Raw genomic sequence first — 17,261 nt, 5'->3', positions numbered from 1 at the left:
GTAATCAATAAAATTTAGGAGCTAAAACCATGGTTGCCCTCATTATTATCGTTGTAATTCTTGCTTTGATTTTTGGCTATGTCTTGATGACATATAATAGCCTCATCGCTGAAATTGAAGCCGTTAAAAACTCTGAGCGCCAAATTGACGTCCAATTGGATCGTCGTGCTAAAGTCTTTGACTCACTCATTAGTGTCGTCAAAAAGTATATGGATTATGAGCAAACGACATTAAAAGATGTCACCGCCTTAAGAAATCAGGCAATACACGCCAAAGAAAAGGGTGACACTGAAACACGCATGGCAGCTGAGAATGAAATCTCAAAAATCGCCGGTGGCTTGAATGTTCAGTTTGAAAATTATCCTGACTTAAAGGCCAATCAAAACGTCATGCAATTGCAGGAAGAAATTACCTCTACCGAAAATAAACTGGCGTTTTCAAAGCAATCTTTTAACGACAGTATTGAAAAGTACAATGCCCATAAGAAGTCAATGATTGCGGGTATTGTTGTGAATATGTTTAAAAGCAAGCTTGATGAAGATTTTATCTACTGGCAAGTCAGTGATGAGAAACGTCAAGTGCTTGAAGATAGTCGCGTTGAGTTATAAGCCATGGCAGCAATTGATATCAATGGTGTTGATTGGCGTGAAGTCGTTAAGAAAAACACGCGCAAATCGTACATCGTTATCGCTTTATTTTTAATTATCTTTTTTGCGCTTGGCTTTCTGATCGATCTTGTCTGGCGCTATGGTCAATACGGCGGCATGATGACTTATGCGGGATATCGCTTAAGTTTTGCTGATATCGCTTATCTTGTGGCGACCTTGAAACTCACGCCATGGGCGACGATCATATCCACTGTTATCGCATTTATTTGGCTGATGGCAACCTTTAGCTATTATGACAAGATCATGCTTGCCGGAACCCAGTATCGCGAGATTAGCGCAAATGACCCGGATCCACTTTGTCAGCGTATTTATAATGTCACCGAAGAGATGAAGATTGCTGCCAATATGCCCTATATGCCAAAGGTGTACTTAATCGAAGCCGATTATATGAATGCCTTTGCTTCCGGATTTTCTGAAAAATCATCGATGGTTGCGGTAACACGCGCACTTGCCAATCGATTAAATCGCGATGAGTTGCAAGCAGTAATGGCGCACGAGTTAACCCATATTCGTAACCAGGATATTAAGCTTAATCTATTTACCGTCGTGTTATCGAATATGCTGATGTTTATGATTGAGTTTTTATTTTACTCGACACTTTTTGGTGGCAATCGTAATCGTCGCGATAACAATAATGGTGGCAATGCGATGGCGATTATCTTTATGGTGATTATGCTGCTGCGTTTCATACTACCCATTATTACCAGTATGATGGTGCTATTCTTAAGTCGCACACGTGAGTATATGGCAGACGCTGGTGCCGTTGAGCTGATGCGTGATAACAAGCCGATGGCGAATGCACTGATTAAAATCAGTCAAAATCATAACGAGCCGCAAACTGCGCAAAGCTATGCGCACAATAGCAATGAACGTATGCGCCGCGCCTCTTACCTTTATGATCCAGCTAGTAGTAAGTTTGCCGCTGGCGGCATGGATGATATGTTTTCCACCCACCCAAGTTTGAAAAAGCGCTTAGCTTCTATTGGTGCCAATCTGCGCTAGCTTTGATTGGCTCACCTGCTGTTCAAAAGGTCATCTATTATTTCTTCGACACCAATTAAAGGCAATAATCTAAGAATCACGTCTTTAAACACACCTTTTTCTGCCTTAGCAATGAATCGGCATTTGCGCTCTTTCCACGATAATGTTTGCACAATTGATGATGCTACAACAGATGGGTTATCAATATTATTAATGGAGACTTCAGTAGCTCCGCCACGAATAGATGTACTCACTGGGCAACAAATAAGTGTCGATGTTTTTGAATTATATTCTTTGGATGATAAGACAAAAGCAGGGCGATACTTGCCAATTTCCTTGCCTTTTGTTGGCTCAAAGTCAAGCCAGACAATATCGTTTCGCTCTGGAATATACTGCTTAGTCATGCCATTCATTGCCTTGAGGCTTAACTATTAAATCTTTGTGACTGCTCTCATCTAAGCCATCAAGTAATGATGACTCGGAGAATGGCAAAATTGTTTTTTGTTTAGCTTTGCGTATGAATAAACCATCTGCCTTTATTTCAACATCAACAATCGTTCCAGCCTTAAAGTCCGTTAAATCTCTAAGTGCACCTGATAATCTAATCCCAAGACTATTTCCCCATTTGAGAATTTTTGCGTTTGTATGCATGATGGACTCCAGTTACTTAAGTTATACATAGTATAACATTCATTTGATAAATTGCTATCAGAGATCTATATATTTCACATTAACCTCGCAAATACTGCTTTAAATCACTGGCTGAATGGATGCTAGACATCACAGTTTTATGCGTTACCTTCTTATGTTTACCTGCCTTAAACCACGGAATATACACTGAAAAAATAACTGCTAATGTCATCAATAAAATGATTATACGTCTTAACATATCCTCCCCCTTTGGATATTAAAGCATCATCTTTAAAAATCTGCCGGTGTGCGACTGCGCATTTTTAGCTATGCTTGCTGGTGCACCTTCGGCAATAATCTGACCACCGCCATCACCCCCTTCAGGACCCAAATCAATAATCCAATCTGCTACTTTGATCACATCTAAATTATGTTCAATAATGACGATGGTATTGCCTTGCTCACGCAAACGCATAATGACATTAAGTAATTGCTGAATATCATGAAAATGCAGCCCTGTGGTTGGTTCGTCGAGAATATATAACGTTTTGCCGGTTGCTGTTTTTGATAACTCTTTGGCTAATTTCACCCTTTGCGCTTCACCACCTGACAAGGTGGTCGCATTTTGCCCCAAAGTAATATACGACAAACCAACATCCATTAAGGTTTGTAGGCGACGCTTAATTTGTGGCACTGCCGAGAAAAACTCTAAAGCTTCTTCAATACTCATATCAAGCACTTCGCTGATATTTTTGCCTTTGTATTGAATCTCTAAAGTCTCACGATTATAACGCTTGCCTTGGCAAACATCGCATGCCACATAAACATCCGGTAAAAAGTGCATTTCCACCTTTAACACACCATCACCTTGGCATGCTTCACAACGCCCACCTTTGACATTAAAGCTAAAACGTCCCACCTGATAGCCACGTGAACGCGACTCCGCAGTTGCTGCAAACAGCTCACGAATGGGTGTAAAAACACCAGTATAAGTCGCAGGATTTGAACGCGGTGTGCGTCCAATTGGGCTTTGGTCAATATCGATAACCTTATCCAGTAGCTCAAAACCTTTGTGTTTATCATAGGCTCGCGCTGTGATGCTGTTGTTTTTATTCAACAATTTTGCCGCTAAGGGATAAAGTGTGCGATTAATCAAGGTTGACTTACCTGAGCCAGATACTCCGGTGACACAAGTTAATAAACCCAAAGGAATTTTCAAATTAACATTTTGCAGGTTATTGCCCTTGGCACCATAGATCTCAACATACTGCCCTTTTTGTGGCTTTAATTTTTTGCCATTAATCGCAATTTGTTTGCGTTTGGAGAGATAGTCAGCCGTTAATGAGTTTTTATTATCAATAATCTCACTTAAGCGCCCTTCAGCCACGATTTGCCCACCATGAATACCAGCACCAGGTCCTATATCAATAATATGATCGGCTTGTTTAATCGCGTCTTCATCATGCTCGACTACAATCACCGTATTACCTAAATCACGTAAATGATGCAAGGTGTCTAATAGCTTTTGATTATCACGTTGATGCAGCCCAATCGATGGTTCATCGAGAATATACATCACTCCAACCAAGCCTGCACCAATTTGACTGGCTAAGCGTATACGCTGAGCCTCACCACCTGAGAGCGTATCGGCTTGTCGTGATAGATTTAAATAATCCAAGCCAACATTAACTAAGAAACCCAAACGCGCAAGAATTTCTTTGAGTAAGCGCTCAGCAATCACGTGCTTTTGACCTGTAAGACTCAAATTATCTAGCCATTTAACACTATCTTTAATCGACAGAGCTGTTAATTGCGCGATATTTTTGCCGGCAATAAATACATTGCGCGCACCCTCATTTAAGCGCGTTTCATTACAACTTGGGCATGGTAAATTACTCATCAGTTTACTTAATTCTTCACGAATCATGTTTGAGTCAGTTTCTTTGTAACGACGCTCGAAATTTGCCAAAACGCCTTCAAACGGCTTCTGTGCTCGATATTCTCTGCCACCTGAGCTTTTGAAATAAATATTAATCTCGGTTTTACCTGAGCCATTTAGCACCAGCTCTTTTTGCGCATCGGTGAGTTTATTAAAGGGTGTATCCAGTGAGAAATCAAAATGCCGAGCCAACGCCTCTAATTGCGCAAAGTAATAGCCATTACGCTTATCCCAACCATGTAACGCACCCTGGTTTAAACTTAAGTTATCATCAACAATAATTTTATCCGCATCAAAGTAAGCCTTAGTTCCTAAGCCATCACAGCTTGGGCAAGCACCAATTGGGCTATTGAATGAAAAAATTCTGGGGGCTAATTCCTTAAGCGAATAATTACAGTGCGGACAGGCATGCTTGGATGAAAAAATAATATCGTCTTGTTCACCCTCTAAAAACACAAGCTTAGCAATGCCGGCTGATAAGTCTAACGCTGTTTCAAAGGACTCTGCTAAACGCTGTTGGTTTTTCTTTTGTGATTTAAATCGATCAACGACTACTTCAATCGTATGCTTTTTATAACGATCCAATTTAGGCGGATCACTCAATTCATATAATTCACCATTAATGCGCGCACGCAAATACCCTTCAGCGTAGAGCTTTTCCATCAACTGGATGTGCTCACCCTTTTTATCAACAATCACGGGAGAGACAATCATAAGCTTCGTTTCATCATTAAAACTTAACGTATGATCAACCATCTGGCTAATCGTTTGCGCCTTTAATTCAACCTTATGCACAGGACACATCGGCTCACCAATACGCGCAAATAACACACGCAAGTAATCATAGATTTCAGTGACTGTCCCTACTGTTGAACGTGGATTATGCGATGTGGTTTTCTGCTCAATCGAAATCGCAGGGGACAAGCCTTCAATATGTTCAACCTCGGGTTTATCCATTAACGATAGGAATTGCCTAGCGTAACTTGATAATGACTCAACATAGCGCCGCTGCCCTTCAGCGTAAAGTGTATCAAATGCTAATGATGATTTACCTGAACCACTTAAACCTGTAATAACCGTTAATTTATCGCGAGGGATCTCTAAATCAATATTCTTAAGATTATGCGTTTTCGCACCTTTAATTGTAATTTTATCCATGCTGTTATACCGCAAAAAAGAATGACCAGATTGTAACACAATCATTAAGCAGGTTGAATCATGTAAGCTACAGCATCAGGTCTTGCGGTGGTCGAGCAATTAGTGCCACTACGCTTTACTGGATTTATCATTGGCTTATGGTGGGTATTTTTTGCAGTGATCTTGTAATTTGCTTTCATTTTAATTACCGTACCTGCCCACGATGATAAACAGAGACTTCATTTGAAAACACGTAACATAAGTATCGCAGGGCTACTATTTTCATCAATCAGTGCTATTTTAGGCTCCGGTTGGCTATTTGCTGCATCACAAACCGCAAGTTATGCTGGACCTGCCGCAATGCTATCTTGGATTATTGGTGCATTATTGATCATGATTATTGCCTTTGTCTTTGCTGAAATTTGCACCATGATACCCGTCACAGGCTCAAGCACTCGTATCCCACACATTACCCATGGCACCTTGGTTAGCTTTATCTTTGCCTGGATTATCTGGTTATCTTATTTAACGCTTGCCCCAACGGAAGTTCAAGCCATCATCCAGTATCTTGCTGTCTTTTTCCCAACACTTATCAATGCCTCTAGTGGCGGTTTAAGCGCTAGTGGCTTTGGATTTGCTGCCATTTTATTACTCTTGATCAGCATTCTTAATACCTACTCGCTACGCTGGCTTATTCGCGCAAATAATTTTCTGACGATCATCAAAATTATTGTTCCAAGCATTATTGCGATTATCATATTAGTGATTGTTTATCATCTGCATCAAAGCACTCCTGTCACATCCGCCAATCTAAGCTTTGCCCCCAATGGTAGCTCAGGCGTATTATCAGCCATCTCATTAGGTGGCATTGCCTTTTCCTTCACGGGATTCAAGCTTGCAGCAGAAATGGCAGGTGAGACTAAAAACCCTAAAAAAGCCATCCCCATTGCTATTATCGGTTCGATTATTGCGTGCCTGATTATTTTTCTACTGCTGCAAGCTGCTTATATCTATACCGTTTCTGGCAGTGTTGAACATAACAACTGGCAACATATTACTCTTGCAGGCAGTCATGCTGACGAGTCTTTTGGACCTTTTGCAATGATCGCTAAAATGCTTGAAATTAAATGGCTAATGGTCTTGATTTACATTGGCGCAATTGTTGGTCCACTTGCTGCAGGACTGATGTATTTTGGCAGTGCCACACGCTCTATCTTTGCTATGAGTCAAAACAACTATATTCCACAAATATTTGCCAAACTGACGCCAAAAGGCAATCCACTTTACTGCATTATTATTAATTTCATCGTTGGCATGCTGATGTTTGCACCACTACCTGGCTGGTCAACCATGGCAACTTTCCTGACGTCACTTGTTGCATTAACCTACATTATGGGTCCTGTTAGTGCTAGCGCTTTGCGCCTACGTATCCCGGAAGCACACCGACCATTTCGACTTCCTTTTGCACGGATTTGGAATATTATGGCATTTTATGCCAGCACCTTAATTGTCTACTGGAGTGGTTGGAATATCGTCTCAAAAACAAGTTTTATGATTGCAATAGCCATTATTGTCTTAATGCTCTACCGGATATTCAAAAAAGATAAAAGCATCACGATCAATTGGAATTTTAAGCAATCTTACTGGCTCTGGCTTTATTTAGTGCTGTTAACCGCTGTATCTTACCTTGGCAATTATGGTGGCGGAATAGCTGTTTTTGATCTACCTAAAGCCATGATTGCATTATTAATTATTTGTATTATTTGCCATCGCATTGCAGTACAATCGAGCCTACCTCGTGAATCTATCTTAAACAGTCTTAAAAACATTGAACTCGAACAGCGTAAGCTTAGAACAGTGGAACAGCATTAAGCAATTTGCACTGACCACACAAGGTATTTCTGATATATCAGCCACTGATTGCCTACTTGATCCGTATATCCCTAAGTATCAGGAGTGGCTTGAACAAGGTTATCATGCTGATCTTGATTACATGATCAAGCATGGTAGCAAACGCTATACGCCACACGAACTTGTTGCAGACACTAAAAGTGTTATTGTTGTGCGTTTAAACTACTTACCCCAAGCTTATTGCTTCAAAGGTATTCGCAAAACGCTATCAACACCAAGTGAAAATGCAGCTATTTCTGTTTATGCGCACGGTCGCGACTATCACAAGGTGTTACGCCAAAAGTTAAGTAAACTAAGTGATTTCATTCAAAATATTTTTCCAGAACACAGTGCACGTGTTTTCACAGATAGCGCCCCCGTTTTAGAAAAGCCATTAGCTGAAAAAGCTGGTCTTGGCTGGATCGGTAAAAATGGCAATCTCCTACACCCAGTCGATGGTTCATTTTTCTTTATTGGCTGCATCTACTCTAATCTTGACTTTAGTGCATTTGCACAATCGCCTATAACGGATCAATGTGGCAAATGCCAAGCTTGCATTAAAGCATGCCCTACCAATGCCATAGTTAACAATAAAGTCATTGATGCCAATAAATGCATCTCTTATTTAACGATTGAAAACAAAGGTGTGATTCCAATCCAATATCGGCAAGCAATTGGTAATCGCATCTATGGCTGTGATGACTGTCAACTGGTATGCCCTATTAATAAGGAAGCGCCTGTAACCGCTGAGTCCGACTTTCTCGCACGCGCGTACTTAAGCAACCAAAGTTTGATGGATTTAGCGCAATGGTCAGAACAAGAGTTTTTGAAAAAAACAGAAGGCTCTGCTATTCGCCGAATTGGTTATCAGGCTTGGCTTAGAAATATCTACATTGCCCTTGGTAATGCGCCTTTCTCCAAAGAGATTATTATGCTGCTTGAAAAAGCCAAACAAACACATGTTAGCAATGCTTTACTCTTAGAGCATATCAACTGGGGAATTCAGCAACAGATGGCAAAAATTTAGGTGGGTTTCAGGATATCCATATCCTATTAAAATTCATCCGTGCGGGGGGGGCTATCCATTTCTACCTTCATCCGTTAAGGTCGCCATCCGTTGCATGAGTGACATTATGGACAAAACAATTATCAAAATCTGTAGGATTTTAACTAAATCTTTGTGAGAAATTTGCCATTTCCATAAATTTAGCTTATATTTTGATCACAAACGCCATATTATGATCATTCCACACCCTCTCCATCCAAGACAATCTGTAGAGTTTCTTACTATTTTGCTTTATTCCTAATTACTACATATCATCATAATCTATAGTATTGACTTATTTTTAACTGCGATCCACCTTTGTAATCCCCCATAAATATGCCAAAATAAGCCACCTAACGCGATTAATTGGATATTACTACTTATGTTTTTCAATAAAAAAACAGATCAAAATGAATTAAAAAAAATTGCTGCAACTGCCGCAATTGAATATATCAAACCGGGAATGACCGTTGGTGTTGGTACAGGCTCAACCGTTAATTTTTTTATTGATGAACTTGTGAAAATCAAGTCCAAAATTGAGCTAACTGTCTCAAGTTCTGAGGAAAGCACTAAACGCCTCAAGGCACATGGCTTTGAAGTCGTTGATTTAAACTATCCAAATAAAGTCGATATTTATATCGACGGCGCTGACGAAGCAAACAGACATCGAGAGCTGATCAAAGGTGGGGGGGCTGCATTAACGCGCGAGAAAATTTGCCGTGTTGCCAGTGACAAATTTATTTGTATTATTGATAAAACCAAGCTAGTACCTCAACTAGGGCGCTTTCCATTGCCGATTGAAGTTATTCCTATGGCGCGCAGTTATGTTGCCAAGGAATTAATAAAGCTAGGCGGTCAAGCGATCTATCGTGAAGGTGTAATCACTGACAATGGCAATATTATTATTGATATCCATAACCTGATGATCGATAACCCATTGAAACTTGAACAGCAAATCAATCAAATCACCGGTGTAGTTTGCAATGGTTTATTTGCAGTTAACCCTGCCGATATATTGCTCATAGCCAATGACAAAGGTCAAATTGATATTATTGAATAAACATAACAATGGTCGGGACGGCGGGATTTGAACCCACGACCTTTAGCACCCCATGCTAACGCGCTACCAGGCTGCGCTACGCCCCGAGGTCAAATCTCACAATAATGAAATATTTGAAGTAATGAAAAAGCACTCCTAGAAGCGCTTTTAATGAAATAAATTATCCAGCAATTTGAACGTTTACTGCTTGTGGACCACGGCGGCCATCTTCGATATCAAATGAAACGCGTTGATCATTAGCTAATGATTGTAAACCGTTTAATGCAGTTACGTGAACGAAAAGATCAGAACCACCATTGTCTGGCTTGATAAAACCAAAGCCTTTTGTTTCATTAAAAAATTTTACGGCACCTGTTTGTTGCGACATATCCTATACTCTCTTACTATATTATTTAAATTAAACTTTACTGACTCCATGTACTCTTATGCGCTTAGTGGGTATATGCAGCATGATAAAATCACTCACATATAAGAACAAAAATCACTCAAAGACCAAAAAGTCGCACTCAGTATAGCAAGACTGTATAAAAAACAAATCATTTTATATGCGCAATAGCAACTATTTTATTTTGACAGCGATCTATGATAGGGATCATGCGACAAGAACAGCAAGCCACTGCCCTGTGAATAGTCAATAAGCAGCTCATCTTGAAGTGCATGATTACGAATGCCCAGCTCTTCACCAAAGCGTAATGTATATTGATCCAAATCAAAGGCGAACCCTTGTAATGTTAAATCAACCAACTCAAATAGCGGCACAATTGAGACCATTTTTCCTTTAGTATTGGTTATATGCATGTTTTGATGCATTAACTGTGAAACACCATAACGATCAATCACTTGACATTTGAGTTGATGCTGATGCCTAAGCAAGGTCGATATATTGCCAAGGTAGTGATCCATTTCCCGACCACCAAACCCGAATAAAAATAACTCACGATATCCGTGTTGTCGTAAATGGTTTAACGCCTTCTCAAAATCGGTAGAATATTGATCATCATCTTGCTGATATGGGATGTTTAAGCGCTTAGCATGATCAATCGAGTCACCGTCACCAATAATCATCCGTACTTTGTTAACAAGACTTTTGACATTTTGAATCTGATTAAACGCCCCATCAGCACAATAAATCGGTAAATCATCTAAATGCTGACAGATATAAGATTCGCAAAACGCGATATCGATCTCGCCATTAATTAATAGAACTGCTTTTTTTGCCAAAGGATCACTCGCTTTTTTGCTTTTTTTGCTTTTTCTGCTTTTTCTGCTTTTTTTATTTTTTCTTGTCGCGATGAGTATATACTCATGACAAATACAAAAAAACCATGCGCAGGCACAAGTTTAGATGAACTCAGAACTTAATAACTTTTTGCATCACCTAAAATTTGAGCGCAATTACTCTGATCTCACCATCGATGCCTACAGGCAAGATTTACATGGCTTTGATGTCTTTTTGCAAAGCAAAGACAAGGCACTTGCTGAAAGTACATCACAAGAGATCAAACTCTGGCTTAAGACATTGCATAGTCAAGGTATTAGTCCCAAATCGATTCAACGTAAATTAAGTGCTGTTAAATCCTTTTTCCGCTATTTGTTAAGCAATGAAATAATCACAAAAGATCCTTCTTATGCTATCAAAGCGCCTAAAGCACCAAAGAAGCTTCCCAAAACGCTTGATGTTGATCAAATGCAGCAGATATTGGACTATAAAAGCGATGATGATTTAGAACTGCGCGATCTTGCCATGCTTGAAGTTATCTATAGTAGCGGACTACGCCTTAGTGAATTAGCCCAATTACGTTTTGAACAAATCGATTTCTCACAAAAAACCATTCGCGTATTTGGCAAAGGCAATAAAGAACGCATCGTGCCAATCGGTGATAAAGCAGTTAGCGCCATCAATAAATGGTTAAACATACGTCAAAGTTTAAACTGTGCCCATGACTATCTTTTTACCACCTTTAAAGGCACCCCCATTCAAGCGCGCAGCATTCAGAAGCGCTTTGAAAAATTTGCACTTGAACACGCACCAAAACATATCCATCCGCATATGCTAAGGCACGCCTTTGCCAGCCATTTGCTTGAATCATCAAGAGATCTTGTTGCCGTGCAAAACCTATTAGGGCATAGCGATATTTCAACCACTCAAATTTATACACACCTTGATTTTCAACAACTGGCAAGTGTCTATGATCAAACCCATCCACGCGCTAAACGTAAAAAATAAGACTTCTAATATATGCAATCCATAAACTATCTCATATCACACAGCACGGCAATCTCACCTGATTTAGAGATGCTTAAATCTATATCTATCAATAGAGTAAGCTCCATCCCTAAGCACTCATTTTATCTTGAGTATGAAGATGATGTGCTCACACTAAAGCATAGCGATTCATTATTAACACTCTATGTTGATTTCAATAGCACTGACATTCAAAATCGCATCAAACCCAATACCGCAAAACTTGATTTAATTAAAGCAATTGAAGGGAAAGGCAAAGATAAGCTCAGCATTCTAGATATGACTGCAGGCCTTGGGCAGGATAGTTTTTCTCTTGCCGCACGAGGGCATACTATCGATGCGATTGAGCAAAACCCTCATGTATTTTTTCTGCTTCAAGATGGCTTACGACGCGCCAAAGAAGAACCAAATTTAGCAGTAATTGCCGATAGAATTAATCTTTACTTTGCCAATTCAATTCAGCTTAATCATGTTCATCAAGTGGCTAAATATGATGTAATCTATCTTGACCCGATGTTTCCTGAGCGCACCAAAAGTGCCAAGGTCAAAAAGAATATGCAATTATTGCATGATTTGGTAGGCATTGATGAGCAAAGCAATCAGCTCCTTTTCCATCAGGCTAAAACATTAAGTCCTAAGAAGATAGTCGTTAAACGCCCGCGCTTGGGCGATTTTATTGACCATCAAAAACCGACCAGTCAAGTGATTGGTAAAAGTAGCCGATTTGATGTTTATGCCTATTAAACAGGCTAATGTGATAATTTTCCCCCCCTCTATTTACGTTGATTTTAAGAAACCATTAGGCAGGTGCTCCGGGTAAATAAATGTTTTTGGCATCAACGTTAATTTGCTGACAAATGTTTCCACTACAGTTTGAAAGAACAAGATTGCCGCTTGAGTTTTTCTCTAAATGAAACTCTGTATTGTCAGTGCTCTGTCCTTTATTCATCGTTAAACTCACGTCACACGTTTTATCAAAGCTCAGCGGAATGACCGACTCATTAGCAACCGCCTTGCCACATACATTACCCGTGATAGTTGTCCAACCACCACCAATATTAATATTGTACTCACTTGGTGGCGGCGGTGGTGTATACGGTGATGTATTAGGCAAACTTTTTGTGCTTCCCACATCAAGCACTATCCCCTTGTAATTAGGTACATATAAATTCCCAATTGAATCATCAATTGAAAAAGCATAGATCTGAAGCCCTAAATTAGGCGGTGTCTTATCGTGCATAAAAATAGTATACGGATCAAGCACATATTTATCACTGCAGTTAATGCTATCAGCGTGATCACTATCATCAGCTAACCCACCACGCAATAGATCCGTGACATGAGACCCAAGGTGTATACTTTGATGATCATCAATATAAGGCCATATGTTTTTCTTGGGATCTGTTGGATATTTTGGATCAGGTGCGGTGATAAATGGTACATAGCCATAAATATTTGTAAGAATCTTAGAGCGATTTTGGGCATTAGCGATAACAGTCGCAATATTCTCAGGCGTAATTGCCTCTTTTTTAGAAAGCAGATAGTTTTCAACAAAGCCATTAATAACACCCCTGACTTTTTGCTGGAACTCTCTACAATGAGATGTTGGATCTTCGTCACAAGCCGTACTACTTTGATTATACCAAACATCAAACCATTTATGCTCCAAAGACTGTCTTATCAGATCCCCTTTGCTCTGTTCAGCTAACTCAGGATGAGCAAACAAATTATATGCTCCTGGCATCTTATCCAAAACAGGTTGACCATCATCTCCTTTATAAAATGGCCAATTTGCTGCGTTTGAGAATTTGCTCATTGCATCTTGATAATAAGTTTGCTGATTATTCATTCCAACCCATCCAATTTGGGGTTGTGATGTCGTTGGCATAAAAGCTTCCATAGCAACTGGAATATCACTAAACGCATCAACTGCCGAAAAATCATAGTCAACCGTGTCCCCATGACTGAAAGTATACTCTAATAATTGATAAGGATATTTGCTGTCTGGAGCAAGCGGTGCATTAGGCTGCATGCCAACAATGGAACTTTGACCGATAAAAACTCGCCCTGCATTCCAACAATTTGACGCTAAATTTATAGTCACCGCTGTATTAGTCGCAATACCATTTTTCTCTATACTAGGGTCTCCCGTACAGTCGATAAGTTGTTTATTCACCATCGCTGTTACCAAAGGATAAATTGTCTGATTTGTATCGTTGATAATTTTTATATACATAGGGTCTGCCGACACAGCCTGCCCCACCATTAAACCCGCAACACATAATGGTGTTAGAATAAAAAATTTTTTCAAATATAACATTGTCACTCCTTTACCTTCTGATTATTTTCAAATTTAACCTGACGTCCTTTGTAGCATGTATGTCATTATCATTAAGTCATGTAGAATAAATTGTGGACATCCTTTTGTCTTCAATACAATCGTTGCCCTACAATATAAGATAACGATTGTATTTGCTTCCCCCTACCAAATGTTGCCAAGCATCTTTAATTAGATACTCCACTAAGAATCCGATGTGATGGTTTTAGACTAACCATTCACAGCATACGCCGTAACATTAGATGCAGCTAACGAGTAATCCAAGGTTAATTACTACCAGACCATTGATCTAATGTGGTGCGCGTTGCAAAAGCAGAAGCATCAGATCCAAAGTTTTTGTTATCGGTTGTATGCACTACATTTTTTATTGTTTCAGCTGTTGATTTATTGATATTTATATTGACATCAACCATGTGCTTGAGCGTAATTCCCGTATGATCAGGTGCTTCAATCGCGGACTGACTGTATGTATTACCTGATGTATTTCTAAATACACTATATACACCAAAACCATAGCCATTAAAGTGGACTACTTGATCCGCAATTTTAAACGATGCCGGAACGGCAAAATTTGCCGGCACATCATAAGGTAACTCTGACTGGTAAAAATACACGCTACCATTATCGCCATTCCAAATCACCTGATTGCCCCTGAAATGTTCAACAGCCAAACCATAGGCAATCACATTATGTCCATTAACAATTAAACCTGTTTGTGCAGCATCCTGATCCCAACTACCAGCACCTACACCATGATCTGCACGCCACAACCACAGGTTATCCAAGATGGTGTAACTATCATTTACCGTAATACAGCTTTGCGTTTGCGCCTCAACCCTACCACCAACTCGGCAGTAAACATCTGACAAAGTCGTCGGATCATTTGCGTTACCATGATCCTGTCCATTTACACCAATTTGCAATAAAGAAGGGTCGTTGGCATTAATAGCATCATTAGAGCCTGCCTCAAAAACGATACCGGCAACTTTAACACCACTGGCATTGACTTGCATAATCGATTTATGTGGTGATACAGCAGTTAATACCGGCACACCCAAACCAAACACCACGGTATTAGCTTGGTTAATATTAATCGTATCCGTTAAATTATACTGCCCAGGTGTAAAGATTACAGCGCATGGCTGACCCGCTTTAGCTTGAATCGCTTGATTAATATCACTAGCACTCATGCTTGGCTTCACAATAACAAACTGTGACTGCGGAATAATAGCAGCCCCATTACTTAAGTCGCTTGCCCCATGACTTGCTTGAGCATTATATTTTGGTACAACTATCTCAAAGCTTCCGTTTTCAAAAGCTAAATAAGGTTTTTCCTGAATGCTTGGCGTGCTACCAACAACGGTATACGGAAATTGAGCCCAATCACCTTCTGCAGGCGCTCCATTGACACCAACGAACACCTGATTCCAAACGCCATTAGACCAGTTGCCAACTGTACTATTTCTTGATAGCCACTGCTGCTGTGTTATTGATTGCACGGCATTATTAGCCGTTATATTTGCCAAGAACCCGCCACTAGCATAACCGTATGGGTGATATGGATCAGGTGCGTTTGGATCTTTTTGCGCCAACCATAAATCACCTTTTATATTGACACTCCGCATTGGCGAGGCTTGAGATACCGCCCATGTATCATTGCCTGGCACTGTGAAGTTTTCTGCTGAACGCCAAAATGTATCTAAACTTGTACCATTTCTTAGGTGTGTGACTTGTACACTGCCTATGGTTGTATCATTCGGGTTGAGCCCCAAACCTGCCACCTGAGTATAATAGCCAGCTTCAACATTCGTGCCACTATAATTACCTGGTTTAAATAACAGTGCATATCCATTTGATCCAAACTGATCGTCCTGCATTTGTGTATTGATGTTTCCTGCAATATCATTGATATTTACTTGGCTTTGGCTGGCGTCAAACACGCAAACATGGTCTCCAAATAGTGTATCGCCATAACCACCACAAGCACTGCTGTTTGCTGCATTTACTGTGACAGCACAGCCTAAACTCAATGCACACAATAATACTGTTTTTCTAACATTTAGATACATTTTTGACTCCTTAGTCGTTGATACAATCATTGTATCTCCCTCTCTTTCCAATTTATCCATACCAGCTTCAAATCAATAGCAAGCGTCAATTAGGGCAGTCTTTCATCATAATGAGGCTTCCTTTTGTTTGTTTTACCTCCTTTTTCAGATCTTATTCCATCTAATGACTGCCACACAAGAAGCCAAATGGCAGGGGTCACACCCTAATTTTCAAAAAACTGCTTTCGCGAATTGCCGCCGTAACATTTTGACAAGCACAATATCGCTCCTTTAGCATACGTAATTGGAGACTAAAAGGAGGATAAGATGAATTATTTAACAAAACATTTAAACGATATCAATGAAGGATATTTTCAACACGCCAAAGAAGCACTCTATTGCAGCGCGTTGATGGTTGCAGCCGGTATCTTTTGCACGATACATGCAATATTTCCTTTTTTGTTTGAAAAAACAGCAAGCAACATTCTAAACAAACTACAGCAACGCTTCAAAAAGCGTTTGAACTCAAAGTGCGACTAAATCAATCAAACAAGTGCCTTATCCGCATTTGATACATGAATATAATAAAGATGCTTTTCGTACTGCGTTAAGATATCGGCAATCACCTGCTCTTCGGTATAGCCCATGATGTCATATTGCTGACCGCCATGTATTCTACCCCAAAGTGTCAATATGAGCGTTTACTTGGATTCAATACGGGGAGTAGTTGTAATGCAGCCTCTATTGGTCATTTATTTTGATTACATCTGCTTAGAACATGATTCAAAACCCATAAAGGTCCGATAAGCAAGAACTGCAGGTCTTTGAAAAAAGAAGGTTTTTTGCCCTCAAGTTTGTGTCCAATAAATTGGAAAATCCAACTAATGATGAAGATAACCAAACTCACCCAGAAAAGTTGCGGTATTTGATAAAGAATCACAACCATAATCACGGTAATCACCAGCATGTACAGACTAAGCTTTAATGATAATCGCGCAAAGAAAATCAGGCTAACAACGACTAAAAGCCACATAAGCCAAGGAGAAATACTCAATAAAATGCCCATTAAGCTAAACATAATAAGTGGCACAAAAATATAGTGAATCGTCTTATTGGTTTTATTTTGATGGCTTTGGGCGTATTCATCGAGCCATTGATCAAGTGTTTTCATTATCAAGTTCCTATAGATAATCATAAGTATCTACAGTTTAACGTAAGTTACAGCTTCTAAATAGCTATATACCACCCATAAACCATTTTACAGTATTTCTGCCATTGAA

At 39.7% G+C, this 17,261-nt stretch carries 18 protein-coding genes and 1 tRNA gene; 8 read left to right on the top strand and 11 right to left on the bottom strand.

All coding sequences use genetic code 11. The features are described 5' to 3' along the window. The first annotated feature begins 29 nt into the window (after window positions 1-29). Both F3D68_RS06615 and htpX read left to right on the top strand, forming a co-directional pair. Window positions 30-608, top strand: coding sequence for a LemA family protein (locus tag F3D68_RS06615; RefSeq protein ID WP_151193656.1), 579 nt, complete (start codon window positions 30-32; stop codon window positions 606-608). Between the two features lie 3 nt (window positions 609-611). Beyond that, entirely contained in the window at window positions 612-1,670 is a 1,059-nt protein-coding gene (gene htpX / locus F3D68_RS06610) for a zinc metalloprotease HtpX (protein ID WP_151193655.1), read from the top strand. 11 nt (window positions 1,671-1,681) lie between these two features. Here htpX and F3D68_RS06605 read toward each other — a convergent pair whose 3' ends face one another. The 4 genes from F3D68_RS06605 to uvrA all read right to left on the bottom strand — a co-directional run bounded on the left by F3D68_RS06605 (window position 1,682) and on the right by uvrA (window position 5,376). Beyond that, window positions 1,682-2,053 (bottom strand): type II toxin-antitoxin system PemK/MazF family toxin, encoded by a 372-nt coding sequence (locus F3D68_RS06605; protein ID WP_151193654.1) that lies wholly within the window; start codon window positions 2,051-2,053, stop codon window positions 1,682-1,684. After that, window positions 2,046-2,300: a transcriptional regulator gene (locus F3D68_RS06600; RefSeq protein ID WP_117003032.1), complete on the bottom strand. Its 255-nt coding sequence runs from the start codon at window positions 2,298-2,300 to the stop codon at window positions 2,046-2,048. The genes F3D68_RS06605 and F3D68_RS06600 overlap by 8 nt, the downstream gene beginning before the upstream one ends. A 79-nt stretch (window positions 2,301-2,379) precedes the next feature. Continuing rightward, the gene (locus tag F3D68_RS11225) at window positions 2,380-2,538 is read right to left on the bottom strand and encodes a hypothetical protein (protein WP_191092732.1); all 159 of its coding nucleotides are present in this window, start codon (window positions 2,536-2,538) and stop codon (window positions 2,380-2,382) included. A gap of 18 nt (window positions 2,539-2,556) precedes the next feature. Beyond that, a complete protein-coding gene (uvrA, locus tag F3D68_RS06595) occupies window positions 2,557-5,376 on the bottom strand; it encodes an excinuclease ABC subunit UvrA (protein WP_151193653.1) in 2,820 nt (939 codons plus the stop codon). A gap of 222 nt (window positions 5,377-5,598) precedes the next feature. Between uvrA and F3D68_RS06590 the strand changes: the two genes are divergently transcribed. The 3 genes from F3D68_RS06590 to rpiA all read left to right on the top strand — a co-directional run bounded on the left by F3D68_RS06590 (window position 5,599) and on the right by rpiA (window position 9,350). Continuing rightward, entirely contained in the window at window positions 5,599-7,227 is a 1,629-nt protein-coding gene (locus F3D68_RS06590; protein WP_224728257.1) for an APC family permease, read from the top strand. Beyond that, window positions 7,184-8,272 carry a tRNA epoxyqueuosine(34) reductase QueG gene (queG, locus tag F3D68_RS06585; protein ID WP_151193652.1) on the top strand — a complete coding sequence of 363 codons (1,089 nt, stop codon included), beginning with the start codon at window positions 7,184-7,186 and terminating at the stop codon, window positions 8,270-8,272. Before F3D68_RS06590 ends, queG begins: the two co-directional genes overlap by 44 nt. Before the next feature lie 400 nt (window positions 8,273-8,672). Next, window positions 8,673-9,350: a ribose-5-phosphate isomerase RpiA gene (gene rpiA / locus F3D68_RS06580; protein ID WP_151193651.1), complete on the top strand. Its 678-nt coding sequence runs from the start codon at window positions 8,673-8,675 to the stop codon at window positions 9,348-9,350. Window positions 9,351-9,359: 9 nt separating this feature from the next. On the opposite strand, the gene F3D68_RS06575 is transcribed toward rpiA, so the two are convergent. The 3 genes from F3D68_RS06575 to F3D68_RS06565 form a co-directional block, all read right to left on the bottom strand. Beyond that, window positions 9,360-9,436, bottom strand: a tRNA-Pro gene (locus F3D68_RS06575). Between the two features lie 74 nt (window positions 9,437-9,510). Continuing rightward, window positions 9,511-9,717 (bottom strand): cold-shock protein, encoded by a 207-nt coding sequence (locus tag F3D68_RS06570; RefSeq protein ID WP_117003029.1) that lies wholly within the window; start codon window positions 9,715-9,717, stop codon window positions 9,511-9,513. Window positions 9,718-9,914: 197 nt separating this feature from the next. Next, window positions 9,915-10,571, bottom strand: coding sequence for a thiamine diphosphokinase (locus F3D68_RS06565; protein WP_191092731.1), 657 nt, complete (start codon window positions 10,569-10,571; stop codon window positions 9,915-9,917). A 124-nt stretch (window positions 10,572-10,695) separates the two neighbouring features. On the opposite strand from F3D68_RS06565, the gene xerC reads away from it, so the two are divergent. Together xerC and F3D68_RS06555 are read left to right on the top strand one after the other, a co-directional pair. Beyond that, window positions 10,696-11,577, top strand: coding sequence for a tyrosine recombinase XerC (gene xerC, locus F3D68_RS06560; RefSeq protein WP_151193649.1), 882 nt, complete (start codon window positions 10,696-10,698; stop codon window positions 11,575-11,577). Window positions 11,578-11,589: 12 nt separating this feature from the next. Beyond that, window positions 11,590-12,339: a class I SAM-dependent methyltransferase gene (locus F3D68_RS06555; protein WP_151193648.1), complete on the top strand. Its 750-nt coding sequence runs from the start codon at window positions 11,590-11,592 to the stop codon at window positions 12,337-12,339. A 55-nt stretch (window positions 12,340-12,394) separates the two neighbouring features. Here the strand turns inward: F3D68_RS06555 and F3D68_RS06550 are convergent, their stop codons facing one another. Continuing rightward, a complete protein-coding gene (locus tag F3D68_RS06550) occupies window positions 12,395-13,915 on the bottom strand; it encodes a hypothetical protein (RefSeq protein ID WP_151193647.1) in 1,521 nt (506 codons plus the stop codon). A 284-nt stretch (window positions 13,916-14,199) separates the two neighbouring features. Then, on the bottom strand, window positions 14,200-16,032 hold the full coding sequence (locus F3D68_RS06545; RefSeq protein ID WP_151193646.1) for a hypothetical protein: 1,833 nt from the start codon (window positions 16,030-16,032) through the stop codon (window positions 14,200-14,202). Between the two features lie 276 nt (window positions 16,033-16,308). On the opposite strand from F3D68_RS06545, the gene F3D68_RS06540 reads away from it, so the two are divergent. Next, window positions 16,309-16,521 (top strand): DUF6356 family protein, encoded by a 213-nt coding sequence (locus F3D68_RS06540; protein ID WP_151193645.1) that lies wholly within the window; start codon window positions 16,309-16,311, stop codon window positions 16,519-16,521. Between the two features lie 5 nt (window positions 16,522-16,526). On the opposite strand, the gene F3D68_RS11220 is transcribed toward F3D68_RS06540, so the two are convergent. Next, complete coding sequence (locus F3D68_RS11220) at window positions 16,527-16,673, bottom strand: hypothetical protein (RefSeq protein ID WP_191092736.1); 147 nt, start codon at window positions 16,671-16,673, stop codon at window positions 16,527-16,529. Window positions 16,674-16,729: 56 nt separating this feature from the next. After that, window positions 16,730-17,152, bottom strand: coding sequence for a DUF962 domain-containing protein (locus F3D68_RS06535; protein WP_151193644.1), 423 nt, complete (start codon window positions 17,150-17,152; stop codon window positions 16,730-16,732). Between the last annotated feature and the right edge of the window lie 109 nt (window positions 17,153-17,261).

It is taken from the genome of Cysteiniphilum sp. JM-1 (assembly GCF_008711525.1).
GTDB lineage: Bacteria > Pseudomonadota > Gammaproteobacteria > Francisellales > Francisellaceae > Caedibacter.
This window is presented reverse-complemented; position numbering and strand designations above follow the sequence as displayed.